Here is a 24,932-nt window from a genome sequence, read left to right on the forward strand (position 1 = left end):
CGTGCTCAGTGTCCTGCCTCCGGGTCGTGTCCGCGCCGCTGCTCGCCGGCGCCGGAGTCGTCCGCACCACCCGGCGCGCCGTTGCCGTGCGCACCGTTGCCAGTGCCGTTACCAGTGCTGTTACCACTGCTGTTGCCACTGCCGTTGCCGCCGTTGCCCGGCCCGGACCACGGACCGCCCTGGGCCGGCCCCTGCGGGCCGCCCTGCTGCGGCGGCTGCGCCCAGTTCGGCGGCGGCCAGCTCTGCCCCTGCGGGGTCGTCGCGGGCCGCCAGTCCGGCGGGGCACCGTAGTTCGGGGCGACGGCGGGCGGCGGGGGCTGCCCCGGGCCGCCGTAGGAACCGGCCCGGCCGTAGCCGTGTGCCGGGGCGCCGTGCCCGTTGCCGGGCGCGCCGTAGCCGTTGCCGTTCCCGTTGCCGGCACCGTTCCCGGATCCGTACCCGCCGTCGTTCGGGGCGTCCGGGCGGCTCGGGACCGGGCCGCCGGCCGGGAACGGGGAGGCACCGGGGGTGCCGGGCGCGTCGCCGTAGCCGTTCGCGGAGCCCGAGCCGACCTCGGCCGGGGTGCGCTCCTCCTCCTCGGGAGGCAGCACCTCGCCGCGCTCGTACGCCAGCTCGCGCCGGGTCTTGATCGGCGGCTTCTCCGACGGCGTGCGCACGCCGAAGTCGTCGAACGCGGTGATCCGCGGCCGCTTCTCCACCGACCCGAAGATCCGCTCGAGGTCCTTGCGGTTCAGGGTCTCCTTGTCCAGGAGCTCCAGCACCAGGTCGTCGAGCACGTCGCGGTAGGTGTTGAGGATCTCCCACGCCTCGGTGTGCGCGGCCTCGATGAGCTTGCGCACCTCCTCGTCGATCTCGTGGGCGACCTCGAGCGAGTAGTCGGCCTGGTTGCCCATCGAGCGGCCGAGGAACGGGTCGCCCTGCTCACGGCCGTAGCGGACGGCGCCGAGCTTGGCGCTCATGCCGTACTCGGTCACCATCGCGCGGGCGATCTTGGTGGCCTGGTCGATGTCGGAGGACGCACCGGTCGTGGGCTCGTGGAAGACGAGCTCCTCGGCCGAGCGGCCGCCCATCGCGAACACCAGCCGCGCGATCATCTCGGCGCGGGTCATGAGGCCCTTGTCGTCCTCGGGGACGACGAGCGCGTGCCCACCGGTGCGACCGCGCGGCAGGATCGTGAGCTTGTAGACCGGCTCCAGGTCCGGCATGGCCCACGCGGCCAGCGCGTGCCCGCCCTCGTGGTAGGCGGTGATCTTCTTCTCGCGCTCGGAGACGATCTTCGACTTGCGCCGGGGGCCGCCGACGACCCGGTCGACCGACTCCTCCAGCGCGGCGCCGTTGATCAGCGTCCCGTGCTCGCGGGCGGTCAGCAGCGCGGCCTCGTTGATCACGTTGGCCAGGTCGGCGCCGGACATGCCCACGGTGCGCTTGGCCAGCGACTCGAGGTCGACGTCGTCGGCGAAGGGCTTGCCCTTGGAGTGCACGGCCAGGATCGCGCGACGGCCCGCCAGGTCGGGGGCACCGACCGGGATCTGCCGGTCGAACCGGCCGGGACGCAGCAGCGCCGGGTCCAGGATGTCGGGCCGGTTCGTCGCGGCGATCAGGATGATCCCGCCGCGGGCGTCGAAGCCGTCCATCTCGACGAGCAGCTGGTTCAGGGTCTGCTCGCGCTCGTCGTGACCGCCGCCGAGACCGGCGCCGCGCTGGCGGCCGACCGCGTCGATCTCGTCGACGAAGATGATGCAGGGCGCGTTCTGCTTGGCCTGCTCGAACAGGTCACGCACGCGGGAGGCACCGACGCCGACGAACATCTCGACGAAGTCGGAGCCCGAGATCGTGTAGAACGGCACGCCCGCCTCGCCGGCGACCGCACGGGCCAGCAGCGTCTTGCCGGTGCCGGGCGGGCCGTAGAGCAGGACGCCCTTGGGGATCTTCGCGCCCAGGGCCTGGTAGCGGCCCGGGTTCTGCAGGAAGTCCTTGATCTCGTAGAGCTCCTCGACCGCCTCGTCAGCGCCCGCCACGTCCGCGAACGTGTTCTTCGGCATGTCCTTGTTCAGCTGCTTGGCCTTGGACTTGCCGAAGCTCATGACCCGGTTCCCGCCGCCCTGGGCGTTGTTCAGGAACCAGAACAGCAGGATCAGCACCAGCGCCAGCGGGATCATCGTGATCAGCAGCGTGGACAGGAAGGAGTCCTGGCGCACGACGGTGTCGTACTCGGCGATCCCCGGGACCTGGCGGATCTGGTCGAAGATCTGGCCGGAGATCTGCGCCGGGTACTGGGTGAGGATCTGGGTGGTCTCGTTGCCGTTGACCTCGATCGGGCGGTCCAGCGTCAGGCGGAGCTGTTGCTCACGGTCCTCGACGAGGGCGTCCTTGACATTGCCCGACTGCACCTGGGAGAGCGCGACCGACGTCGTGACCTCGGTGTATCCACGGGTGTCGTCGAACAGCTGGCTGAACCCGAGATAGATCAGGAGCGCGACGAGGATCCAGATCAGCGGGTTGCGGAGCAGGCGCTTGCGGTCCATGCAACGTCGGCCTGGGTGGCCTTCACCTTCCCGGGAGTGGTTCTCGGCAGCGGCGGCGGACGGTGTACCGCCCCGCCGGAGGGCCCTGACCCGTCAGGATAGCCCCACGGTGGGTGGAGTGCTCCGGACGGACCTGGCCGGACCGCCCGGTGTGCGGGCGGACGTCCGGTGAACGAACCGGCGAGCTGCCCGGTTCCCCCACAGGGGTGTCCCGGCGCACACGTCGGCACCGTCGTGTGGGACAACTGTGCAGCACGCTCGGTACCCGGACGGCGGCGGAGGGCAGCGGCGCCCTGCTCCGTCCGGACCAGCGGCGACGATCTGCGGGCCGGGAGGGACGATCGGATGGCGCTCGACACGGTGGCCGGACCTCGGCGGACGGTGTCGCTGCTCGCCACCGGACTCGCCGCCGCGGCGGCACTGGCGGTCTTCACCGCGCCGGCCGGGGCGGCCGTCGCCGTGCCCGTGACCGCGCCGCCCGCGGCCGCCGCACCGGCGCCGCCGGTGGTCACCGCGCCGCCGGCGACCACCGCCCGGGCCGACGCCGGCCCGCTCGCGTCGCGCCCGGCCGTCGTCGCGGGGCCGGGGTCGATCGGGCCGGGCACCGTCACCGAGACCACCGGCGCGGGCCTGTGCACGGCCGGGTTCGTGTTCACCGCGGGCGAGCGCACCTTCCTCGGCCAGGCCGCGCACTGCGGCGGCACCGGCGACGAGACCGAGACCGACGGCTGCACCTCCGACGCGGTGCCGCTGGGCACCCCGGTGCTGGTGCACGGCCGCGGCGGGACCGTCACCGGGACGCTGGCCTGGAGCTCGTGGAACACCATGCAGGCCCGGGGCGAGCGCAACCCCGACGTCTGCGCCTACAACGACCTCGCGCTCGTCGAGCTGCCCGCGGGCGCCGGCCCCTCGGTGGGTGCCGCGGTGCCGTTCTTCGGCGGCCCCGGCGCGGTCCGCACCGCGCCGCTGCCCGCAGGAACCCCGGTCTTCGGCCTCACCAACCCGCCCGACGCCGACGGCGTCCGCACGGTCGGGGTGCGCGCCGGTGCGGCCGCCGCCGAGGTCGGCGGCGGCTGGGGGCACGCGATCTTCGCCGTGCAGGACGGTGTGGCCGGGGAGTCGGGCAGCCCGCTGCTCGACGCGCAGGGCCGCGCGATCGGCGTGCTGTCCAGCCTCACCACCACCGACGACCTGCCCAGCATCGAGTACACCGACCTGGCGAAGGCGCTGGACTACGCCGCCCGCACCGACGGCCCGGCCGGTCTCGCGCTCGCCGGCGGGCACGCGTTCACCGCCACCCCGCCCGGGGTGGACCCGCGGGCGCTGGCCACCCCCGCCGGGCCCGGGCTCGGCTGAGCCGCCCTCAGGCGTAGACCGACGGGTCGAGCGTGCCGATGTAGGGCAGGTCGCGGTAGCGCTCGGCGTAGTCGAGGCCGTAGCCGACGACGAACTCGTTCGGGATGTCGAAGCCGACGTAGCGGACCGGGACGTCGACCTTCACCGCGTCCGGCTTGCGCAGCAGCGTCACGACCTCCAGCGACGCGGGCGAGCGGGTCTGCAGGTTGCCCAGCAGCCAGTTCAGGGTCAGCCCCGAGTCGATGATGTCCTCGACGATCAGCACGTGCCGCCCGGCGATGTCGCGGTCGAGGTCCTTGAGGATCCGCACGACGCCCGACGACGACGTCGACGAGCCGTAGGAGCTGACCGCCATGAACTCCAGCTGGGCCGGGATGGGCAGCGCGCGGGCGAAGTCGGTCATGAACATGACGGCGCCCTTGAGGACGCCGATCAGCACGAGGTCGGACTCGCGGCCGTCACGCACGAGGTCGGCGTAGTCACCGGCGATCTGCTGCGCCAGCTCCGCGGTCTTCTCGCGCACCTGCTCCTCGGTGACCAGCACCGAGGAGATGTCCCCGTCGTACACCCGACCCCCTCGCACGGACCGTGTGTCGGTCCGGTCGACGCCTCCACCGGGTCCGCGGTCACGCCCGGTCACGCGGCCGACTGTGGCGGCGCAGCACGAGCCTGCCACGGGCGCGGGTCAGCACCAAGCCGCCGCCCAGCGCCGGCCCGCCCTGTCCGCGCCACGCCCCGACGAGGTCGTCGGCGGCCCGCAGCTGCGCGTCGGTGAGTGCCCGCGCGCCGGCTCCGGCGAGCCATTCCCGCAGGACCCGGCGTCGTACGGCGGGCTCGGCACCGGCCAGGACCCCGGCGTCGAGGGGGGTGCCGACGGCCTCACCGGCCCCCGCCCCGGGCCCGGCCGGCTCCGTCACGGCGGCACCCGGCGGTGGGCCGTTGTCACCGGAATCACCCGGCCCCGGCTCCCCCGCCCGCGCGGCCCGCTCACCGTCCGTGGCCACGCGGGCCGCGGACAGCAACCGGGCAGCGGCGGCGGAGAGGGCGGCGTCGTCGTCGTGGAGCTGGTCCGCGGTGCGCGCCAGCGCAGCCGCGACCCCGCCGCCCAGCACGTCCTCCAGCAGCGGCAGCACCTCGTGCCGCAGCCGGGAGCGGGCGAAGCGGGGGTCGGCGTTGTGCGGGTCGGCCCACACCTCGACGCCCGCGGCCGCACAGGCCGCGACCGTGTCGGCCCGGCGCACCCCGAGCAGCGGGCGCAGCCACGGCTCGGACCACTCGCGCATCCCGGACAGCGACCGGGCCCCGGAGCCCCGGCCGAGGCCCAGCAGCACGGTCTCGGCCTGGTCGTCGAGGGTGTGTCCGAGCAGCACCGGGGACGACGGCGACGGCCGCGCGGCCCGCAGCGCCGCGTACCGGGCGGTCCGGGCCGCACCCTCGGGGCCGCCCTCGTCACCGACGACGACCGGGCACACCGACGCCGTCACGCCGAGCCCGCGCAGCCACGCCGCGAGCGCGGCCGACCGCCCGGCGGACCCGTCCTGCAGCCCGTGGTCGACGACGACGGCGTGCACCGGCCCCGCGACGACCTCCCGGACCGCGAGCAGCAACGCGGTGGAGTCGGCACCGCCGGAGCAGCCGACCAGCGGCGGGGCGGCGGCCACAGCGGCGGGCAGCCGGGTCAGTGCCGCCCGCACCGCCCGCCGGACCCGGGCCGCCGCGGCGGACTCATGATCCGTCAGGCTACGCGGCGCAGCCACGCGGGCGGGTCGTCCAGCTCGGCGCGGGTCGGGAGCGTCTCCGGCGACTCCCAGGCCCGGTTGATCCCGGCCATCCCGGCCTCGCGCTCGACGGCCCGGCAGAACGCGGCGCCGACGGCGTACTGGCGCATCTTCGCCTCGACCCCGAGCAGCGCGCGCAGGATCCGGTCGATCAGCCCGCCGCCGCGGCGGCGCTCGGTGAACCGGCGCCGGATGAGCGCGACGTCGGGGACCACGTCCGGCCCGACGGCGTCCATGACGTGGTCCGCGTGTCCCTCCAGCAGCGTCGACAGGGCCAGCAGCCGGTCGAGCACGGCCCGCTGCTCGGGGCCCTGCAGCAGCTCGACCAGGGCGAGCACGTCGGCCTTGCGGCCGTCCTCGCCGCGCAGCGCGCGGATCGCGTCGGGCAGCCGGGCGAGCCGCGCGGTGTCGGGCTCCTGCAGCGACAGCAGCTCGGTGACCAGCCCGGCGAAGTGGTCGCGCAGCCAGGGCACCGCGGTGAACTGGAGCCGGTGGGTGGCCTCGTGCAGGCAGACCCAGAGGCCGAACTGGTCGCCGTCGACGTCGAGCGAGCGGGAGGCGGCGTAGACGTTCGGGGCGACGACGACGAGCCGGCCCGCCCCGCCGGGCCCGCCGAACGGGTCGTACTGGCCGAGCACGCGGGCGCCCATGTAGGCGAGCAGCGCGCCGAGCTGGACCCCGGAGCCAGCGGCGGTGACCGTGCGCAGCGGCCACGGTGAGTCGGGCAGCCGGGCGCCGGAGGTCAGCGCCTCCATCCCCCCGACGGCGGCACGTGCCCAGGCGGGCCGGTCCAGCACGTCGGCGGGCAGCAGCGGCAGGTCCGCCCCGAGGCCGGTGACCTCGCGGACGTGCCCCTCGGCGCGGGCTGAGTCGGCGCGCAGGCGCTCCACCAGCGCACCCGCCACCGCGGGGGTGGTGCGGGGCCCGGCGGGCATCAGCGAGGCCGCCGTCGACGCGGCCAGGGACCAGTTCACCGGCAGCCCGGCGCCGGGACGGGCGGGGCTGCGGCCGGTGACCGGGCCGGTCGTGTCGGTCTCCATGCGGCCCACGCTACCCGCGACGACGGGTGCGCGAGACCGGGTCAGCCGCGGCAGCCGCAGCGCGACAGCGTCGCCGCGATGCGGTCCAGCGCGGGCCGGGCGTCGGCCGGCGAGGTGCCGTTGGACAGCAGCGCGAACACCAGCAGCCTGCCGTCGACGTCGGTGACGACCCCGGCGAGGCTGGAGGCGCCGGACAGCGTGCCGGTCTTCGCTCGCACGACGCCGCGCCCGGCGACCGACCGCGGGTCGCCGAACCGGTCGGCGAGCGTGCCGCCACCGCCGGCGACGGGGAGCCCGGTGAGGATCGGGCGCAGGAACTGCACGTCGGTGGGGCTGTCGGACTGGGCCGCGGCCGAGGCCAGCACCGCGCCGAGCAGCCGGGCCGGGATCAGGTTGTCCCGGGACAGGCCGCTGCCGTCGGCGAGCCGGAGCCCGGACACGTCGTAGCCGGCCTGGACCAGGGCCTCGGTGACGGCCTTCGAGGCGCCGTCGAAGGACGCCTCGGCGTCCTTCGACACCGCGACCTGGCGGGCCATCGCCTCGGCGGTGACGTTGTCCGAGGCGGTGAGCATGTACTCGATGAGGCTCGCGACCGGCGGGGAGGACACGCTGCCGAGCACCGGCGCGTTCGCCGCGGCGACGCCCTCGCGGACGTCGGAGGCGCCGAGCGCGCGGGCCAGCGCCCTCCCGGCGGCCGCGGCGGGGTCGGTGCTGCGCGGGCCGTCCTGCTGCAGCGGGTCGGTGCGGCCGCCGTCGAGCATCAGCGCCGACATCGGGGGGACGTAGCCGTCCGCGACGTCGGTGGGCCCCCAGCCCGGGGACTCGGCCGGGCCCTTCCAGAGGCTCGCGTCGGTGTAGACCGTGGTGATCGGCCGGCCGACGGCCTTCTTCACCTGCTCGGCGAGGTCGGCGATCCGTGCGGGCTCCGGGTAGAGCCCGTCCTGGCCGTCGGGCAGCGCGGTCAGCGACGGGTCGCCGGACCCGACGAGGACCACCGAGTCCGGGGTCGGGCCGGGCACGACCCGGGTCGCGAGCCGGTCGGTCGGGTTCAGCGACAGCAGCGCGGCCGCGGCGGTGAGCAGCTTCGTCGTCGAGCCGGGGACCATCCCGCGGTTGCCGTCGCGCTCCCAGATCGGCTTCACCCCGCGCGGGGCCGCGGAGTCCATGACGACCCCGGTGACCTCGCCGAGCTCGGGCGCGTCGAGCTGGGAGGACAGGGCCTGGGTGATCCCGGCGGCGCTCGGCACCGGCGCCGTCGGCGTGAGCGGGCGCAGGGCGGGCATCGGGACCGGCGGGTACTGGGCCGCGGCGGTGCCGAGCCCGAACGAGCTGCGGGCGTCCGGCCCAGCGAGTGCGACGGCACCGAACAGCGAGGCCAGTGCCATCACCGCGACGGCGACCACGGCGAACCGCCGGTAGCTGCGCTCCGGCCGGCGATGCCTGCGTCCCACGGACCCTCCTGTACCTGCTCGTCCGGCGGCCGACCTGCCCGCACGGGGGTGCGACGCGGGCCACATCGGCCCGCTCCGCCCTCACCGGCGTGCACCCGTGCCCACCCGGTCCCTCACACTAGGGGGCAGCACCGACACCGCCGGAGCGGGCGGGCCAGCGGCCCCGCCCCGGATCCGGTGGAGCCGTGACACAAGACCGCTGACCCTCTTCAAGGAGCAACGAACCGTGGACTTCGACGTCACCATCGAAATCCCCAAGGGCGGCCGGAACAAGTACGAGGTCGATCACGAGACCGGACGCATCCGGCTCGACCGCACCCTGTTCACCGCCACCCAGTACCCCGCCGACTACGGGTTCATCGACGACACCCTGGGCGAGGACGGGGATCCGCTGGACGCCCTGGTCCTGGTCCAGGAGCCGACCTTCCCGGGGTGCGTCATCCGCTCCCGCGCGATCGGCATGTTCCGGATGAAGGACGAGAAGGGCGGCGACGACAAGGTCCTCTGCGTCCCCTCGGACGACCCCCGTCAGGAGCACCTGCGCGACATCCACCACCTGGCCGAGTTCGACCGGGCGGAGATCCAGCACTTCTTCGAGATCTACAAGACCCTGGAGCCGGGCAAGAGCGTCGAGGGCGCGTCCTGGGTCGGCCGGGCCGACGCCGAGCGCGAGATCAAGGCGTCCTACGAGCGCGCGAAGAGCGCCGGGCACTGATCGGTCGCCGGGGCGGCCGTCACCGGCCGCCCCGGGCACCGGGTCACACCTTCTCGAACACCGCGGCGAGGCCCTGGCCACCGCCGATGCACATCGTCTCCAGCCCGTAGCGGGCGTCGCGGCGCTGCATCTCGCGGGTGAGGGTCGCCAGGATGCGGCCGCCGGTCGCGCCGACCGGGTGGCCCATCGAGATCCCCGAGCCGTGCACGTTGGTGCGCTCGAAGTCGGCGTCGGTGAACTTCCACTCCCGCGTGCAGGCGAGCACCTGCGCCGCGAACGCCTCGTTCAGCTCGATCAGGTCGATGTCGGCCAGGGTCAGCCCGGCCTCGTCCAGGGCCTTGGCCGTCGCCGGGACCGGGCCGATGCCCATCGTCTTGGGCGGGACCCCGCCCAGGCCCCAGGACACGACCCTCGCCAGCGGGCGCAGCCCCAGCTCGGCGGCCTTCTCCGGGCTGGTCACCACGCAGATCGCGGCGCCGTCGTTCTGGCCCGAGGCGTTGCCCGCGGTCACCGTGGCGTCCGGGTCGTCCTTGCCCAGGATCGGGCGCAGCGTCGCCAGCTTCTCGACCGTCGAGTCGGGGCGGACGTGCTCGTCGCGCTCGACGACGGTGTCGCCCTTGCGGCCCGGCACGGTCACCGGGACGATCTCCTCGCCGAACACCCCGGACTCCTGGGCCGCGGCAGCCCGCCGGTGCGAGCGGACGGCGTACTCGTCCTGCTCGGCGCGCGGGATCGCGTACTCACGGCGCAGGTTCTCCGCGGTCTCCAGCATCCCGCCCGGCACCGGGAAGTTCTTCCCGCCCGCGGTGACGCGGCCGCGGGCCAGCGAGTCGTTCAGCATGACCCCGCCGCCCTTGACCCCCCACCGCATCCCGGTGGAGTAGAACGACGCGCCCGACATCGACTCGGCACCGCCGGCCAGCACGACCTCCGCCGCGCCGGTCCGCACCTGGGCGGCCGCGTAGAGCACCGCCTGCAGACCCGAGCCGCAGCGACGGTCGATCTGGATGCCGCCCGCGGTCACCGGCAGGCCCGCGTCGAGCGCGGCGACCCGACCGATCGCCGGGGCGTCCATCGTCGGGTAGCAGTGGCCCAGCACGACGTCCTCGACCAGGTCGGGGTCCAGCCCGGTCCGGTCCATCACCGCGCGGATCACCGTCGCGGCCAGGGTGTGCGCCGGGACGTCGCGCAGCGCCCCCCCGAACCCGCCGACCGGGGTCCGCAGCGGTTCACAGATCACCGCATCACGCATGGGGTCTCTCCTCCTAGACGAACTGCCGGGTCAGCCACTCGGCGACCAGGGCGGGCTTCTCGGATCCCTCGACCTCGACGGTCACGCCGATGGTGAGCTGGACACCGCCGGGAACGTCGCTGACGTCGGTCAGCTCGACCCTGGCGCGGATCCGGCTGCCCACCGGCAGCGGGCTGGTGAACCGGACCTTGTTCAGGCCGTAGTTCACGCCCATCTTGACCCCGTCCACCTTGTAGACGGACTGGACCAGCTTGGGCAGCAGCGACAGGGACAGGAAGCCGTGGGCGATCGTGGTCCCGAACGGGCCGGACGCGGCCCGCTCGGCGTCGACGTGGATCCACTGGTGGTCGTCCGTGGCGTCGGCGAAGCCGTCGATCCGCTCCTGCGTGACGGTCAGCCAGGGCGAGGTCCCGATCTCGGTCCCCTTGGCCGCCCGCAGCTCGTCCACTCCGTCGAAGACGCGCATCTGTCACTCCGTTCGTGGTGCGTGGTCGGTGATCTGTCTCCCGCTCTCCCTACCGCACCGGGGGCCGTCCGGGGTGCGCCACGTCGTCGAACACACATGCCCCGGACCACACGAGGCGTGCAGCTTGGTTATGGTCACCTCGTCAGGAGCCGCCTGGAGCAGACGGGCACCGCTTCGACGTGGAAGGCCGACCCCCATGACCCCGACCGCCCGCCACCGCCGATGACCAGCACCACCGCCCCGCCTCCCGGCCCGGACGGTCTCGTCCACCGGGCCGTGCCCTACCGGGACCCCGAGCACCAGGCCGTCGCGATCGCCGGGCCGGTGACCGAGGCGCTGGAGACCGGCCGCCGTGCGCTGGTGATCGTCGACCCGCGGTGCGCGGCGGTGCTGCGCCACTCCCTCGGCCACGACGCCGGGGTGGAGTTCCGCTCGCCGGACCGGATGCACTCGGCCCCGCCGTTCACGGTCGCGGGGCGCTGGAGCCGCGCGGTGCGCGAGGCACTGGCCGACGGCGCGTCCGGGGTCTGCACGGTCGGCCAGCCGGTCGAGCTGCCCCATGCGGACCCCGCCTACTGGACCCGCCTCGATCTCGCCCTCTCTCACGCCCTGCGCGCGCTGCCCGTCGAGCTGCTGTGCTGCTTCCCCGACGCCGAGGCCGACCGGGCGCGCGCCGGGGCCCTGCACGACGAGTTCCTCGTCGACGGCGTCCCGGTCCCGAGCGACTGCCGGCGCGACGACCACGAGCTGCTGGCGGAGAACCCGCAGCGCCCGCCGGACGAGCTGGGGCCGCCGATCATGACGCTCCCGGTGACCCTGGACGACCTCGGGTCGATGCGGCGCATCGTCGAGCGGCAGGCCGAGCTGTCCGGGCTGGGGCCCACCCGTGTCTCCGACCTCGTGCTGGCGGTCAACGAGCTGATCAGCAACGGCGTCGAGCACGGGTCGGGCCACCCGGTCCTGCGGATGTGGCGCACCGAGGCGGGGCTGGTCTCGGAGATGAGCGACGCCGCGACGTGCCGGCTCGCGTTCCCCGGGCTGGCCGCGCCGCCGGTCTCCGGGGAGCGTGGCCGCGGGATGTGGCTGGCCTCGGAGCTGTCGGACGTGCTGCAGGTGTGGACCGCGGAGGACGATCCCGGTCAGGTGACGGGCACGGTCGTGCGCGTCACGATGTCGCCCCCGTGAATCCCGGTACGGTCCCGGGGTGACCCGGCACGACCGCGCCGACCCGGTGACCCGCTTCCTGCGGATGGTGACCGGGCCGGAACCGCCGCTCGACGAGGCCGCACTGGCGATCGCCGCCGGCGGCGCCCCGGACCCGGAGGTCGCGGCGCTGTCCACCGCCCGGGCCCGCGCGACGCTCGACGAGCTCGCCGACGGCGTGACCGGGTTCGAGTCGCTGCTGCACCGGCTGTTCACCGAGGCCGGGTTCCGCGGCAACTCCACCGACTACGCCGACCCGCGCAACTCCTTCCTGCCCGACGTCCTCGAACGCCGCACCGGCATCCCGATCACGCTGTCGGTCGTCGCGATCGAGGTCGGCCGCCGGGCCGGGGTGCCGCTGGAGGGCGTCGGCATGCCCGGGCACTTCCTCGTGCGGGTCCCCGGCACCCAGCGCCTCGTCGACACCTTCGACGGCGGCAGACGCCTCGACCCGGCGGGCTGCGAGGAGCTCTTCCGCGCGACGACGGGCGCCGGCCCGGAGGTGCCCTTCGACGCCGGCATGCTGCCGCGCAGCTCGACCCGCCAGATCCTCGCCCGGATGCTGGAGAACCTGCGGGCGACCTACGGCCGCGCCCGTGACCACGACGGCCTGGAGTGGGTGCTCCGGATGCGGCTGGGCCTGCGGCACCAGGGCCCGGAGCTCATCCGCGAGCTCGGCGAGGTGCTCGCCGCGCAGGCCAGGTGGGACGAGGCGGCCCGACTGATGGAGTCCTGGGTGGACGGTCCGGGGCGCGGGTCGCGCTCGGGCGCCGAGGTGCTGGACGAGGTGCGCACCGAGGCGATGCGGCACCGGGCCCACCTGAACTGATCAGGTGTGCGGGGCCCGGGTCGGCGCGCCGGAGTCCTCGCCGAAGCGCCACGGCTGCCCGGTCGACTCCAGCACGGCCATCCACAGGTCGCCGTGCGGGTCGACCTGGTTGCGACGGCTGACGGCCAGGCTCATCGGGATGTGCACGAACCGGCGTCGCACCCGTCCGACGACCATCGCGGTGCGCCCGGACATGGCCGCGTGCACCGCGGCCTGGGACAGCCGGACGGTGTAGACGCTGTCGTAGGGGTTCGCGGGGACGCTGCGGATGATGTAGCTGGGGTCGACGTAGCGGACGGTGGTCTCCATCCCGGCCTCGGCGAAGGAGTCGGCGATGCGCTCCTTGAGCCACGGGCCGACGTCGGAGAGCTTGGCGTTGCCGGAGGCGTCGGTGCGCCCCACCGGCGGCAGCATCTCCTGCCCCGCCCCCTCCGCGACGACGACGACCGCGTGCCCGCGCTGGGACACCCGTCGTCGCAGGTGGTGGAGCAGGCCGGTCTCGCCGTCCAGCTCGAAGGGCACCTCGGGGATCAGGACGGCGTCGGCGTCGGAGCGCACGAGCGATGCATAGCAGGCGATGAAGCCGGAGTGGCGGCCCATGAGCTTGACCAGCCCGACCCCGCCGGGGGTGGACTTGGCCTCCACGGTGACCGACCGGATGGCCTCGCTGGCCTGGGAGAACGCCGTCTGGAAACCGAAGGACTGGTCGATGAACGGGATGTCGTTGTCGATCGTCTTCGGGATCCCGACGACGGCGATCCGCAGTCCCCGCTCCCCCACCACGCGCGCGATCTCCATCGCACCGCGCATGGTGCCGTCGCCGCCGATCACGAACAGCACGTTGAGGTGCATCTGCTCGAGGCAGTCGACGATCTCCTCGGGGTCCTGCGGACCGCGCGAGGTGCCGAGGAAGGTGCCGCCGTCGACCGGGATGTCGCGCACCGACTCCGGGGAGAGCTCGACGACGTCGTGGCCGTAGGAGGAGACGAAGCCGCGGTAGCCGTTGCGGAACCCGACCACCCGGCGCACGCCGTAGTGGTAGGTGAGGGTGCGGACCAGGCCGGAGATGACGTCGTTCAGGCCCGGGCACAGGCCACCGCAGGTGACGATCCCGGCCCGGGTCTTCGACGGGTCGAAGTAGATCTGCCGGCGGGGCCCGCACGGCTCCAGCCCCGGCAGCTCCTCCGGTTCGACGCCCCGGGCGCGGATCCCGGCGGCGGTGTCGTCGAGCAGGACCCGGTCGCCGGCGTCGACGTAGTGCTCGGTGGTGCGGCGGGCGTCGAGCAGCGGCGCCAGAGGTGAGGTGATGCGGGCCGGACCGAGCGTGTCGATGGCCAGGTCCCCGGGGGTGATGCTGCTGTACTCCGAGGTGGTCACGCGCACGCTCCGTCTGGATCGATTCGCCCGGGGGCCGGGCGATCATCGTGACGCACACCGGCCCGCTCGTCGATCCGACCCTCCGGGGACTCCGCGGCGGGACCACCCGCGGGTGCGCCGGATCCGGCCGATCGGACCACCGTCGTCGCCGCAGGGTCATCGGCCGGTGCGCGGACCGCCCACATCGTTGCGTCGAGCATCGTCAGAGGTCACCGGTTTCGCCCACCCGATCGCACACGCGCTGTGAACGGTTCGAGCACCCGGGGTGAACACCGCAGGTCGCATAGGGCAAAATTCGTCCATGCGGAGCAACGACCCCCGTCACACCTGGTCCACCGGATTCGCCCGCACCATCGCCGAGGAGCTGCGTCACGGCGTCGCGACCGGCGCGGTCACCTGGAGCGAGGCCGACGAGCTGCTCAACCGCCTGCGCACGGTCATCGACCAGGCGCTGGACGTGCATCCGCAGCCGCTGTGACGGCGTCGGAGTCCCCGACGGGGACGGCGCGGTAGGACCGGCCGACCCACACCAGCGGACGGCCGCGGCGGCGCAGCCCGAGCAGCTCGACGACCTCGGCCGCGACCAGCAACGACGCGCCGACCTCGGTGACCGACAGGACCCGGCAGCGCAGCGCGGTGCCCACCTCGACCAGCCACGGCTCCCCGGTCGGCAGGGTCACCCACCGGACACCGGAGCCGAACCGCTGCGCGCCCGGGACGGCGAACGCCGCGGCGAGCCCGGTGTCGGCGTCGTCGAGCAGGTGTACGACGACCGTCCCGCCCCCGGCGAGCGCACGGGCCAACCGTGAGTCGCGGGCGGTCGAGAACGACACCGCCGGCGGGTCCACCCCGACCGAGGCGACCGACGAGGCCGTCATCCCGACCGGCCCGTCGGGCCCGGTCGCGGTGAGCACCGCGACCCCGGCGGGGTGCCCGCGGAACGCCGTCCGCAGGCCCCCCGCCGGATCCGCGACGGTCACGCCCGCGCCAGGGCGAAGCGCTGGGCGGCGTCGGCCCAGTTCACGACGTTCCACCAGGCCTTGACGTAGTCGGGCTTCACGTTCTTGTACTGCAGGTAGAAGGCGTGTTCCCACATGTCGAGCAGGACGATCGGGGTCTGTCCGGCGGGGAGCTGGGACTGCTGGTCGTAGAGCTGGTGGATCAGCAGGCGGTCGCCGAGCTGGTCGTAGCCGAGGATGGCCCAGCCGGAGCCCTGGATGGTGGTGGCGGCGGTGAAGTGGGCCTGGAATCCGTCGAAGGAGCCGAAGTCCTCGTCGATGGCGGCGGCGAGGTCGCCGGTGGGCTTGTCGCCGCCGTCGGGGGAGAGGTTGTTCCAGAAGGCGGAGTGGTTGACGTGGCCGCCGAGGTTGAACGCGAGGGTCTTCTCGAGTCCGACGATGGCGCCGAAGTCGTTGCGGTCCCGGGCCTCGGCGAGCTTGTCGAGGGTGGTGTTGAGGCCCTGGACGTAGGTGTTGTGGTGCTTGGAGTGGTGCAGCTCCATGATCTCGGGCGCGATGTGCGGGGCGAGCGCGGAGTAGTCGTAGGGCAGGTCCGGAAACGTGTAGTCGGCCATGCCAGGAGCCTGGTAGCTGAACCCCACTTCAGGTCAAGTGTGACGGCGGCCGCAGCCGTCAGCCGAGCCGTCCCGCGGCGATGATGCGGGCGAGGAACCGGCGGGTGCGCTCCTCGACCGGTTCCCCGAGCACCTGCTCCGGCGGGCCCGACTCCAGGACGACGCCCTCGTCGAGGAAGCAGACCCGGTCCGCGACCTGGCGGGCGAACCCCATCTCGTGGGTGGCCATCAGGATCGTCACCCCGTCCCGGGCGAGCTCGCGCACGATCTCCAGGACCTCACCGACCAGCTCCGGGTCGAGCGCGGAGGTGATCTCGTCGAGCAGCAGCAGCCGCGGCTGCACCGCCAGCGCCCGCGCGATCGCGACCCGCTGCTGCTGACCGCCGGAGAGACGGTCCGGGTACGCGTCCGCGAAGTCGCCGAGCCCGACCCGCTGCAGGAGCTCCCGGGCACGCCCGTCGGCCTCGTCCGACCCGACGCCGTGCACGACGTGCGGGGCCAGCGCGACGTTCTGCAGCGCCGTCATGTGCGGGAACAGGTTGTAGGACTGGAAGACCACCCCCATCCGCCTGCGGGCCGCGGCGTCGTCGGCGCGGGGGTCGGACACGTCGGTGCCGTCGAGCAGGATGCGGCCGTCGTCGATGTCCTCCAGCAGGTCGACGCAGCGCAGCAGGGTGGACTTGCCCGAGCCGGAGGCCCCGATCAGGGTGACCACCTCGTGTTCGGCGACGGTCAGGTCGATGCCGCGGAGCACGACGCGGTCGCCGTAGGTCTTCACCAGACCCGACACCTCGAGCACCGGGGTCACGAGCCGCTCCGGGCGCGGGTGGCGCGGCGGGCGAACGCGTCGGCGATCCGCCCGGTCGGGGCGGCGAGGGCCACGAACAGCAGCGCGGCGACCACGTAGGGGGTGAAGTTGAACGTGCGGGCGGACTCGATCTGGGCGGCCCGGATCGCGTCCACCGCACCGAGCACGGAGATCAGACCCACGTCCTTCTGCAGCGCGACGAAGTCGTTGAGCAGCGGCGGCAGCACGTTGCGCACCGCCTGCGGGAGCACCACCAGACGCAGCGACTGCCGGTGGGTCAGCCCGAGCGAGCGGGCGGCGGCACGCTGGGAGGGGTGCACCGACTCGATGCCGGCGCGGAACACCTCCGCCACGTAGGCGGAGTAGACCAGCACGAGCGTGAGGGTGCCGAGCACGGCGGCGTCGGTGGGGACCCCCTGCAGACGCAGGGCCGGGAGCCCGAACCCGATGAGGTAGAGGGCCACGAGCAGCGGGACACCGCGGAACAGGTCGACGTAGCCGGTCGCGAGCAGCCGCACCGGGAGGAAGACCGGACCGCGCAGGGTCCGCAGCACCGCGATCAGCAGGCCGAGGACGAGCACCCCGATCTCGGCGACGACCAGGACCCGCAGGTTCAGCCACAGACCGGACAGCACGGTGGGCAGCGATTCCCAGGCGATCTGCGGGTCCAGGAAGGTCTCCCGGACCCGTGGCCAGCCGGGTGATCCGGCCACCGCGGCGACGAGCAGTCCCGCGAAGACCAGGGTCGACGCCAGTGCGATCAGCGTGGACCGGCGGGACCGGGAACGGCGGTACGCGGCGCGTTCCCGGGCCAGCGGGCTCGGGGGCGGCGGCCCGGCGGCCGCGGCGGATGCGCTCATCGCAGCTCGGGAGCCGCCCCGTCGGCCTGGATCCACTGCTGCTCCAGCGCCGCGAGGGTGCCCCGTTCGCGGAGCCGGTCGACGGCGGCGGAGACGCACCCGGTCAGCGGGCTGTCCTTGTCCAGCACCGCACCGAACTGCTCGGGGGTCCACCCGGCGGGGAGCTGCCCGACGATCGTCGCCTCGGGCAGGTCACTGCCGACGATCTGGAACGCGGTGGGCAGGTCGACGACGAGCCCGTCGATCTGTCCGTTGGACAGCGCGAGCTTGCCGTCGTCGTTGGTGTTGTAGACCGCGGCCGGGGTGGTCGGGGCGACGGAGGCGTTCAGCTGCTCCAGGCTCGTCGTACCGATCTGGGCGCCGAGCCGGGCGCCCTTCAGCTGGGCGACGGTCGTGGATCGGGCCAGCGGCGAGGTCTTCAGTGCGACGACGGCCTGCCGCACGTCGTAGTACGGGCTGGAGAAGTCGACCGCCCGCCTGCGCTCCTCGGTGATGGAGAACTCGGTGAGGTTCAGGTCGTAGGTCTTGGGGCCCGGTGCGATGGCGGCGTTGAACGGGACGCGCACCCAGGTGACCCGGTCGCGCGGGTACCCGAGATCATCGGCGACGGCGTAGGCCACGGCGGACTCGAAACCGCGGCCGGACGTCGGGTCGTCGTCGAGGTACCACGGTGGGTAGACCGGCTGGTCGGTGCCGATCGTCAGGGTGCCCTGCGCCAGGGTCGGCAGGGCACCGGGCGCGCAGTCCGCCGCGGCGCCTCCACCCGTCGCGGCCGGGTCGGGCTGTGGCGCACACCCGGCGATCGTGGCCGCGAGCAGCGCTGCGAGCAGGATCGTCGTCGTCCGGGCGCGCGTCATCCCCACATCCTTCACAGGGCGGCGGCCCCGGTCTTCGTGAACCGGGTCACGACACGGTGACGTCAGTGGTCGTCGCGCCCGGTGAGCGCGTGCTCCAGCTCGTCGGCGAGGTGGACGACCTGGCGGAACGGGAACTCGAACCCGTCGAGCGCGGCCGGGCCGAGCGGGATGGAGTGCCGGAACACCACGACGCCCTCCTCCGCGGCCAGCCCGCCGACCACCGACGGCCCGGCCAGCTCCAGGGCACGGCCGAGGTCGACCTCGCCGAGCCGGGCGACCGGGGACTCGATCTGCACCCACTCCTGGTCCGGGTCCGCGACGGCGGCCGCCGCGTCGGTGACCTCGACGCCGGGCCGGCCCGCGCCCTCCCGCACCCGCTTCACGACGACGAGCTGGTCCCGGTCCTCGGTCGTCGGCAGCCGGAAGCGCAGCTCGTCCGCACCCTGGCGCACGATCTCGTACCGGACCACGACGTAGGCCTTCAGGTCCTCCCAGGTCGCCACGCCCGTCTCCCCCTCGATCGTCCGACGGGGCCCACCGGACCCCGTCGCCGACCCTAGCGTGATCCGGCCCCCGCACGGCCGGCCTCAGCTTCCCCGGTGGTGCGCCTCGCCCCGGTGGGCCCCCGCCGCACCCGAGGCTGCTCGGCAACTGCACCGAATCGTCCGAGCCCGGACTGATTCCACCGAGACGAACGGCCGGCAGGCCGACGGATCGTCCGTGCTCGGATCACCGGTGCCGAGATGCAGCTCAGCGGGCACTGAAGATCCACAATTCCCGCTGAGCTGCATCTCGGCGGGTGTGGTCGCGGGGTGTGGCGGGACGCGGTGTGGCGGGACGCGGTGTGGCGGGACGCGGTGTGGCGGGGCGCCCGGCCGGCCGGCGACGGAGGCGCGGCACAGCGGGCCCCGGCGTGCAGCCGAGCGGGGCGGGGGCGGGCCACGCGGGACAGGGCGAGCGGGGGCACAGCACCCCGGGGCACGGAGGGGTCGGCGTCCTACCCCGCCAGACCGGTGGTGATCAGCTGGTCCACCGGGGCGCGGTCGTCGGTCAGGACCGGCATCCCCTCGGTGAACGCGGCGGTGCGGGCCGGGTCGAGGACCGCGCCCGCTTCGCCGGAGCGGGCGACGGCGGCGTCGAGCGCGGCCGGGTCGAGCGGCCGGTCCGAGGCGACGACCACGACGTTCCCGCCCCCGCCGGGGGCGAACTCGTCGGGGCGGGCGAGGAGCATCGTCGTCGCGAACCGGGACTCGACGGTCGCGGTGGCGGCCCGGACCAGGTCGAGCGGGTACCGGTCGATCACGTTGAGCACGTACACCCCGCCCGGGCGCAGCACCCGCGCCACCTCGTCGAGGAACTCCGCGGTGGACAGGTGCCAGGGCACCGAGCGGGCACCGAAGGCGTCGCCCACGACGAGGTCGGCGGAGTCGTCGGGCAGCGCGGCGAGGTTCACCCGGGCGTCGCCGGTCCGGACGGTCGTGCCGGGGATCGCGCCGGCTTCGAGCGACCGGACCCCGAGGTCGATCACGCCGGGGTCCAGCTCCAGCACGGTCGAGGTGCTGCCGGGGCGGGTCGCGGCGAGCCAGCGCGGCATGGTCAGCGCGCCGCCGCCGACGTGCACCGCGTCGACCGGGCGCGGCTGCGGGAACGCGGTGTCGATCGCGGCGGCGAACCGCTTCGTGTAGGCGAACTCCAGGTGCGCGGGATCGCCGAGGCGGACGTAGGAGTGACGCAGGTCGTCGAGCACCAGGTAGCGACCGGCCGGGTCCGCGGGGTCGGTCCGGACGGCGGCGCAGTAGTAGGTGGTGTCGGCGTCGCAGCGTCCCGAGAGCGCGACGAGCGCGACGGCCAGCAGGAGCGCCGCGGCGCCGCCCTTCGCGATGTCCGAGCGCCGCCGACGGGGCGCGAGGACGAGCCCGAGCACGAGGCAGGCGGCGGCGGTGACCAGCAGGATCGCGCTCACCGGCAACAGTGCGACCAGCACGAACCCGGTGAGGAAGGTGCCGGCGAGCGACCCGAGGGTGCCCGCGGCAGACAGCCCGCCGACGACCTCGCCGGAGCGGTCCAGCCCGGTCAGCCGGGCCTTGGTGACGGCCGGGGTGACCGCGGCCAGCGCCGTCACCGAGACCAGGGTGGACGCGGCGACGAGCACGACCGCGGCGTACGGCCCGGCGCCGAGCAGCGGCCCGAGGAGCCGGACCACCGGCCGTACGGCCAGGGTGCCCAGCCCGCCGACGACCAGCATCAGCGCGGCGACGGCGACCGGGTCGCGCTCGTCGGCCCACCGCCCGCCGAGCGAGGCCCCCGCCGCGATCCCGGCGAGGGCCACCCCGATCACGGCGGTGGTCGACTCGAGGGTCAGTCCGACGTAGGGCGCGACGAGCCGGGTCGCGAGGGTCTCGACGACGAGGATCGCCGCCCCCGAGACGACGACGGCGGTCCGGGCCATGGCGAGGCGCACCCCGCCATGGTGCCGGTCGGGGTCAGCCCTGCTTCAGCCGGAGCACGAGCTTGCCCGTGTTCTCGCCGCGGAACAGCTTTCCGAAGACCTCCGGGAAGTCGTCGACGGTGCCGTCGACGACGTCCTCGCGGCTGTGCAGGCGGCCCTCGGCGAGCCAGCCGGCGAGCTCCTTGCCGGCCTCGCCCCAGCGGGGGACGTAGTCCCCGACCAGGAAGCCCTCCATCCGGGCCCGGCTGACCAGCAGGTTCATGTAGTTCTTCGGGCCGGTCATGCCGCCCTCGGCGTTGTACTGGCTGATCGCGCCGCAGAGGACGACGCGGGCGTGCATCGCGAGCCTGCCGAGCACGGCGTCGAGGATCTCCCCGCCGACGTTGTCGAAGTAGACGTCCACGCCGTCGGGGGCGAGTTCCTTCAGCCGCTGCGACACGTTCTCCGAGCGGTAGTCGATCGCGGCGTCGAACCCGAGCTCGTCGGTGATCCACGCGCACTTCTCCGGACCGCCCGCGATGCCGATGACCCGGGCGCCCTTGACCTTCGCGAGCTGCCCGACCACCGACCCGACGGCACCGGCCGCACCGGAGACGACGACCGTCTCCCCCTCTGAGAGGGCACCGACGTCGAACAGCCCGAAGTAGGCGGTCATGCCGGTCATGCCGAGCAGCGCGAGGTAGCGCTCCGGCGGCACGTCCGCGGTCGGGGAGACCTTCTGGAGGCCGCGGCCGTCGCTCTCGGTGTACTCCTGGACGCCGAGCACGCCGGTGACGGTGTCGCCGACGGCGAAGTCCGGGTTCTTCGAGGCGACGACCTCACCGAGGCCGAGCGCGCGCATCACCTCGCCGATCCCGACCGGGGGCGCGTACGAGCGACCCTCGTTCATCCAGCCGCGCATCGCCGGGTCCAGCGAGATGTGGCTGACCCGGACGACGATGCGGCCCTCGCCGGGCTCGGGCACCGGCTCGGTGGTGTGGTCCCACACCTCCGGGCCGGGGGTGCCCTGCGGGCGCGCGGCGAGCCGTACCTGGTGGTTGACCTCGTTGCTCATGACACCGGTCTACCCCGGACACGGGCGCGGCACCGCATCACGGTCGTCACGCGCGTGACGGGAATGTCGTTCGGTGACCGAACGGATCGTCGTCACAGGCCCAGGTGGCGCGCGATCAGCATCTTCTGCACCTCGGAGGTGCCCTCGCCGACCTCGAGGATCTTCGCGTCGCGGTAGAACCGCCCGACCGGGTACTCGTTCATGAAGCCGTAGCCGCCGAAGATCTGGGTGGCGTCGCGCGCGTTGTCCATCGCGGCGTTCGACGACACGAGCTTGGCGATCGCCGCCTCCTTCTTGAACGGCGCGCCCGCGACGAGCAGCCGCGCCGCGTGCTGCCAGGCCAGCCGGGCAGTGTGCGCGCGGGCCTCCATCTCGGCGATCTTGAACTGGATCGCCTGGTAGGACCCGATGGTGTTCCCGAACGCCTCGCGCTCACCGGCGTAGCGCACGGACTCGTCGACGCAGCCCTGGGCCAGCCCGGTCGCCAGCGCCGCGATCGCGACCCGGCCCTCGTCGAGGATGGACAGGAACTGGGCGTAGCCGCGACCGCGCTCGCCGAGCAGGTTCGCCTCGGGGACGCGGACGTCGTCGAAGAAGAGCTCGCGGGTGTCGGAGCAGTTCCAGCCGACCTTGGAGTACTTCTCGCTCACCGTGAACCCGGGGGTGCCGGCCGGGACGAGGATCGCCGAGATCTCCTTGCGGCCGTCCGGCTTCTCACCGGTGACGGCGGTGACGGTGACCACCGAGGTGATGTCGGTGCCGGAGTTGGTGATGAAGCACTTCGATCCGTTGATCACCCATTCGCCGCCGTCGAGCCGGGCGGTGGTGCGGGTGGCGCCGGCGTCGGAGCCGCCGCCGGGCTCGGTGAGCCCGAAGGCGCCCAGCGCGCGGCCCGCGGCGAGGTCGGGCAGCCAGCGCGACTTCTGCTCGTCGGTGCCGAACCGCAGGATCGGCATGGCACCGAGCCCGACGCCGGCCTCGACGGTGATCGCGACCGAGGAGTCGACCCGCGCCAGCTCCTCCAGGGCCAGGCAGAGGGCGTGGTAGTCGCCGCCCTGCCCGCCGTACTCCTCCGGGACGGGCAGGCCGAACAGGCCCATCTCGCCCATCTTCGCGGTGATCGCGTACGGGAACTCCTCGCGGATGTAGAGGTCCCCGATGACCGGGGCCACCTCGGTGCGCGCGAACTCCTCGACCGCGGCGCGCAGCGCCTCGTACTCCTCGGCGGTGGTGGTGTCCTGGGCGACGGTCATGCCTGCTCCTCCGATACGGGCTCGACCACGAGCAGCACCGCGTCCTTCGCGACGGTGGCTCCGGCCCGGGCCCTCAGCTCGCGCACCGTCCCGTCGACGGGGGCGGTGAGCACGTGTTCCATCTTCATGGCCTCGACGACGACCAGCTTCTGACCTGCGACGACGGCGTCCCCGTCGGTGACCTCGACGACGGTGACCGTCCCCGGCATCGGCGAGACGACCGGCCCGCCCGCGCCGCCGGCGATCGCGGCGGCCTCCGTCGGCGCCTGCTCCCGCAGGCTCCAGGCGTGCCCGTCGCGGCCGATCCAGACGACCCCGTCGGCACCCTCGGCGACGGCGAACCGGCGGGTGCGCCCGTCCTGGGTGTGCTCCACGACCCCCGGTGCGACGGCGGCGGTGCGGCACCGGACGACGGCCGCGGCGGGTGATACCGACGCCGGGACGGCGATGTCCCCCGGAACCCCGTCCGCCGGCCCGTCCGCGGCGGGCAGCGCCAGGTCGAACCCGGCCGCCCGGCCGCGGGCGCGCACCTCGGCGGCACCGTCGGCGCCCCCGGTGACCAGGCGGCTCACCGTCCAGGCGGGCTCCCCGACCCGCCAGCCACCGGGGACGTCGAAGGGGTCCACCACGGGCCCGGCCGGCTCCCGGCGCAGCAGCCCGAGACCGGCGAGGGCACCGAGGACGTCGGCGGGCACCGTGTCGTCGACGAGTGCGGCGCCGCGCCGGGCGATCAGCCCGGTGTCGAGGCGCCCGGCGCGGACGTCGTCGTCGGCGAGCAGGGCCCGCAGGAACCCGATGTTGGAGTCGAGCCCGAGCAGCACCGTGTCGCGCAGCGCGGCGTCGAGCCGGCGCAGCGCCTCGTCGCGGGTGGCGCCGTGGGCGATCACCTTGGCCAGCATCGGGTCGTAGTCCGACCCGACCACGGTGCCGGTCTCGATCCCGGCGTCGACCCGCACCCCGGGCGGCGGCGTCCAGTCCAGCACCGGCCCGCCGGACGGGAGGAAGGTGAGCGCGTCACCAGAGACCGCGGCGGCCTCGGCGTACACCCGGGCCTCCACCGCGTGCCCGGTGAGGACCACGTCGTCCTGGGTGATCGGCAGCGGCTCTCCGGCGGCGACGCGCAGCTGCAGCTCGACCAGGTCCAGGCCGGTGACCTCCTCGGTGACCGGGTGCTCGACCTGCAGACGGGTGTTCATCTCCAGGAAGAAGAACTCCTCGGGCCGGTCGGAGCTCACGATGAACTCGACGGTGCCCGCGCCGGTGTAGCCGACCGAGCGCGCCGCCTCGCAGGCGGCGCGGCCCATCTCCGCGCGCTGCGCGGGGGTGAGCAGAGCGGACGGCGCCTCCTCGATGATCTTCTGGTGGCGGCGCTGCAGCGAGCACTCGCGCTCGCCGAGGTGCACGACGGTGCCGTGCGCGTCGGCCATCACCTGGATCTCGATGTGCCGCGGCGTGGTGACCAGCCGCTCGACGAGCAGGGTGTCGTCGCCGAAGGAACCGCGGGCCTCGCGACGCGCACCGGCGATCGCGTCGGCCAGCTGATCGGGGGTGTGGACCTCGCGCATGCCCTTGCCACCGCCGCCGGCCGACGGCTTGAGCAGCACCGGGTACCCGATGTCGGCGACGACGGCGGCCAGGTCGTCGTCGGTGAGGCCGGCGCCGTCGGACCCGGGCACGACCGGCACCCCGGCCTTCGCGACGGTCTGCTTGGCGCGGATCTTGTCGCCCATCGCCTCGATCGCCGACGACGGCGGCCCGACGAAGGCGATCCCCGCCCGTTCGCAGGCGGCGGCGAACGCGGTGTTCTCGGACAGGAAGCCGTAACCGGGGTGGATCGCCTGCGCACCGGTCGCCCGGGCGGCGGCGATCACGTTCTCCACCGACAGGTAGGACTCGCCCGCGGCGGCCGGGCCGATCCGGACGGCCTCGTCGGCGGCGCGGACGTGCGGGGCCGCGGCGTCGGCGTCGGAGTACACGGCGACCGACCGGACGCCCAGCGCACGCAGGGTGCGGATGACGCGGACCGCGATCTCACCGCGGTTCGCGACCAGGACGGTGTCGAACAGTGCCGATCCCATGGGGGGCC

General features: G+C 74.1%; 23 protein-coding genes. 5 read left to right on the top strand and 18 right to left on the bottom strand.

What is annotated here, in order from left to right:
* Positions 1 to 5: 5 nt before the first annotated feature.
* Positions 6 to 2,525: an ATP-dependent zinc metalloprotease FtsH gene (gene ftsH / locus Ae717Ps2_RS25320; protein WP_075333969.1), complete on the bottom strand. Its 2,520-nt coding sequence runs from the start codon at positions 2,523 to 2,525 to the stop codon at positions 6 to 8.
* 345 nt (positions 2,526 to 2,870) lie between these two features.
* Between ftsH and Ae717Ps2_RS25325 the strand changes: the two genes are divergently transcribed.
* On the top strand, positions 2,871 to 3,881 hold the full coding sequence (locus tag Ae717Ps2_RS25325; protein WP_083702494.1) for a hypothetical protein: 1,011 nt from the start codon (positions 2,871 to 2,873) through the stop codon (positions 3,879 to 3,881).
* A 7-nt stretch (positions 3,882 to 3,888) separates the two neighbouring features.
* On the opposite strand, the gene hpt is transcribed toward Ae717Ps2_RS25325, so the two are convergent.
* The 4 genes from hpt to dacB are packed head-to-tail and all read right to left on the bottom strand — an operon-like array spanning position 3,889 to position 8,150.
* Positions 3,889 to 4,449 carry a hypoxanthine phosphoribosyltransferase gene (hpt, locus tag Ae717Ps2_RS25330; RefSeq protein WP_020623080.1) on the bottom strand — a complete coding sequence of 187 codons (561 nt, stop codon included), beginning with the start codon at positions 4,447 to 4,449 and terminating at the stop codon, positions 3,889 to 3,891.
* A 58-nt stretch (positions 4,450 to 4,507) separates the two neighbouring features.
* On the bottom strand, positions 4,508 to 5,638 hold the full coding sequence (tilS, locus tag Ae717Ps2_RS39335; protein ID WP_083695361.1) for a tRNA lysidine(34) synthetase TilS: 1,131 nt from the start codon (positions 5,636 to 5,638) through the stop codon (positions 4,508 to 4,510).
* Entirely contained in the window at positions 5,617 to 6,699 is a 1,083-nt protein-coding gene (locus Ae717Ps2_RS25340; RefSeq protein WP_020628415.1) for a zinc-dependent metalloprotease, read from the bottom strand. The genes tilS and Ae717Ps2_RS25340 overlap by 22 nt, the downstream gene beginning before the upstream one ends.
* A gap of 41 nt (positions 6,700 to 6,740) precedes the next feature.
* Entirely contained in the window at positions 6,741 to 8,150 is a 1,410-nt protein-coding gene (gene dacB, locus Ae717Ps2_RS25345; RefSeq protein WP_020628414.1) for a D-alanyl-D-alanine carboxypeptidase/D-alanyl-D-alanine-endopeptidase, read from the bottom strand.
* 226 nt (positions 8,151 to 8,376) lie between these two features.
* Here dacB and Ae717Ps2_RS25350 point away from each other — a divergent pair, with 226 nt between their 5' ends.
* Positions 8,377 to 8,865 carry an inorganic diphosphatase gene (locus Ae717Ps2_RS25350; protein ID WP_020628413.1) on the top strand — a complete coding sequence of 163 codons (489 nt, stop codon included), beginning with the start codon at positions 8,377 to 8,379 and terminating at the stop codon, positions 8,863 to 8,865.
* A 43-nt stretch (positions 8,866 to 8,908) separates the two neighbouring features.
* Here Ae717Ps2_RS25350 and Ae717Ps2_RS25355 read toward each other — a convergent pair whose 3' ends face one another.
* Both Ae717Ps2_RS25355 and Ae717Ps2_RS25360 read right to left on the bottom strand, forming a co-directional pair.
* A complete protein-coding gene (locus Ae717Ps2_RS25355) occupies positions 8,909 to 10,117 on the bottom strand; it encodes an acetyl-CoA C-acetyltransferase (RefSeq protein ID WP_075333970.1) in 1,209 nt (402 codons plus the stop codon).
* 13 nt (positions 10,118 to 10,130) lie between these two features.
* Complete coding sequence (locus tag Ae717Ps2_RS25360) at positions 10,131 to 10,583, bottom strand: MaoC family dehydratase (protein ID WP_075309653.1); 453 nt, start codon at positions 10,581 to 10,583, stop codon at positions 10,131 to 10,133.
* A gap of 222 nt (positions 10,584 to 10,805) precedes the next feature.
* Here Ae717Ps2_RS25360 and Ae717Ps2_RS25365 point away from each other — a divergent pair, with 222 nt between their 5' ends.
* Both Ae717Ps2_RS25365 and Ae717Ps2_RS25370 read left to right on the top strand, forming a co-directional pair.
* Positions 10,806 to 11,768 carry an ATP-binding protein gene (locus tag Ae717Ps2_RS25365; RefSeq protein ID WP_075309651.1) on the top strand — a complete coding sequence of 321 codons (963 nt, stop codon included), beginning with the start codon at positions 10,806 to 10,808 and terminating at the stop codon, positions 11,766 to 11,768.
* A gap of 19 nt (positions 11,769 to 11,787) precedes the next feature.
* Positions 11,788 to 12,615: a SirB1 family protein gene (locus Ae717Ps2_RS25370; protein WP_075333971.1), complete on the top strand. Its 828-nt coding sequence runs from the start codon at positions 11,788 to 11,790 to the stop codon at positions 12,613 to 12,615.
* On the opposite strand, the gene Ae717Ps2_RS25375 is transcribed toward Ae717Ps2_RS25370, so the two are convergent.
* Positions 12,616 to 13,992: an ATP-dependent 6-phosphofructokinase gene (locus Ae717Ps2_RS25375; RefSeq protein WP_020624791.1), complete on the bottom strand. Its 1,377-nt coding sequence runs from the start codon at positions 13,990 to 13,992 to the stop codon at positions 12,616 to 12,618.
* A 301-nt stretch (positions 13,993 to 14,293) separates the two neighbouring features.
* On the opposite strand from Ae717Ps2_RS25375, the gene Ae717Ps2_RS37465 reads away from it, so the two are divergent.
* Positions 14,294 to 14,470: a hypothetical protein gene (locus Ae717Ps2_RS37465; RefSeq protein ID WP_020624792.1), complete on the top strand. Its 177-nt coding sequence runs from the start codon at positions 14,294 to 14,296 to the stop codon at positions 14,468 to 14,470.
* Here Ae717Ps2_RS37465 and Ae717Ps2_RS25380 read toward each other — a convergent pair.
* The 10 genes from Ae717Ps2_RS25380 to Ae717Ps2_RS25425 form a co-directional block, all read right to left on the bottom strand.
* Positions 14,430 to 14,972 carry a flavin reductase family protein gene (locus Ae717Ps2_RS25380; RefSeq protein ID WP_051050218.1) on the bottom strand — a complete coding sequence of 181 codons (543 nt, stop codon included), beginning with the start codon at positions 14,970 to 14,972 and terminating at the stop codon, positions 14,430 to 14,432. The genes Ae717Ps2_RS37465 and Ae717Ps2_RS25380 overlap by 41 nt on opposite strands.
* Positions 14,969 to 15,565 (bottom strand): superoxide dismutase, encoded by a 597-nt coding sequence (locus Ae717Ps2_RS25385; protein ID WP_075333972.1) that lies wholly within the window; start codon positions 15,563 to 15,565, stop codon positions 14,969 to 14,971. The genes Ae717Ps2_RS25380 and Ae717Ps2_RS25385 overlap by 4 nt, the downstream gene beginning before the upstream one ends.
* A 58-nt stretch (positions 15,566 to 15,623) precedes the next feature.
* Positions 15,624 to 16,373 carry an amino acid ABC transporter ATP-binding protein gene (locus Ae717Ps2_RS25390; RefSeq protein WP_075309645.1) on the bottom strand — a complete coding sequence of 250 codons (750 nt, stop codon included), beginning with the start codon at positions 16,371 to 16,373 and terminating at the stop codon, positions 15,624 to 15,626.
* Entirely contained in the window at positions 16,370 to 17,233 is an 864-nt protein-coding gene (locus Ae717Ps2_RS25395; RefSeq protein ID WP_020627017.1) for an amino acid ABC transporter permease, read from the bottom strand. The genes Ae717Ps2_RS25390 and Ae717Ps2_RS25395 overlap by 4 nt, the downstream gene beginning before the upstream one ends.
* Complete coding sequence (locus Ae717Ps2_RS25400; protein ID WP_075309643.1) at positions 17,230 to 18,090, bottom strand: ABC transporter substrate-binding protein; 861 nt, start codon at positions 18,088 to 18,090, stop codon at positions 17,230 to 17,232. The genes Ae717Ps2_RS25395 and Ae717Ps2_RS25400 overlap by 4 nt, the downstream gene beginning before the upstream one ends.
* A 62-nt stretch (positions 18,091 to 18,152) precedes the next feature.
* A complete protein-coding gene (locus tag Ae717Ps2_RS25405) occupies positions 18,153 to 18,593 on the bottom strand; it encodes a hypothetical protein (RefSeq protein WP_020627019.1) in 441 nt (146 codons plus the stop codon).
* Positions 18,594 to 19,087: 494 nt separating this feature from the next.
* Positions 19,088 to 20,551, bottom strand: coding sequence for a fused MFS/spermidine synthase (locus tag Ae717Ps2_RS25410; RefSeq protein WP_198932230.1), 1,464 nt, complete (start codon positions 20,549 to 20,551; stop codon positions 19,088 to 19,090).
* A 22-nt stretch (positions 20,552 to 20,573) separates the two neighbouring features.
* Complete coding sequence (locus Ae717Ps2_RS25415) at positions 20,574 to 21,593, bottom strand: NADP-dependent oxidoreductase (RefSeq protein ID WP_075309639.1); 1,020 nt, start codon at positions 21,591 to 21,593, stop codon at positions 20,574 to 20,576.
* 92 nt (positions 21,594 to 21,685) lie between these two features.
* On the bottom strand, positions 21,686 to 22,846 hold the full coding sequence (locus Ae717Ps2_RS25420) for an acyl-CoA dehydrogenase family protein (protein ID WP_020627022.1): 1,161 nt from the start codon (positions 22,844 to 22,846) through the stop codon (positions 21,686 to 21,688).
* Positions 22,843 to 24,924, bottom strand: a complete 2,082-nt coding sequence (locus Ae717Ps2_RS25425) for a biotin carboxylase N-terminal domain-containing protein (RefSeq protein WP_075309637.1) — start codon at positions 24,922 to 24,924, stop codon at positions 22,843 to 22,845. The genes Ae717Ps2_RS25420 and Ae717Ps2_RS25425 overlap by 4 nt, the downstream gene beginning before the upstream one ends.
* Positions 24,925 to 24,932 lie beyond the last annotated feature (8 nt).

Source organism: Pseudonocardia sp. Ae717_Ps2 (assembly GCF_001932475.1).
In the GTDB taxonomy this organism is placed as follows: Bacteria; Actinomycetota; Actinomycetes; order Mycobacteriales; family Pseudonocardiaceae; genus Pseudonocardia.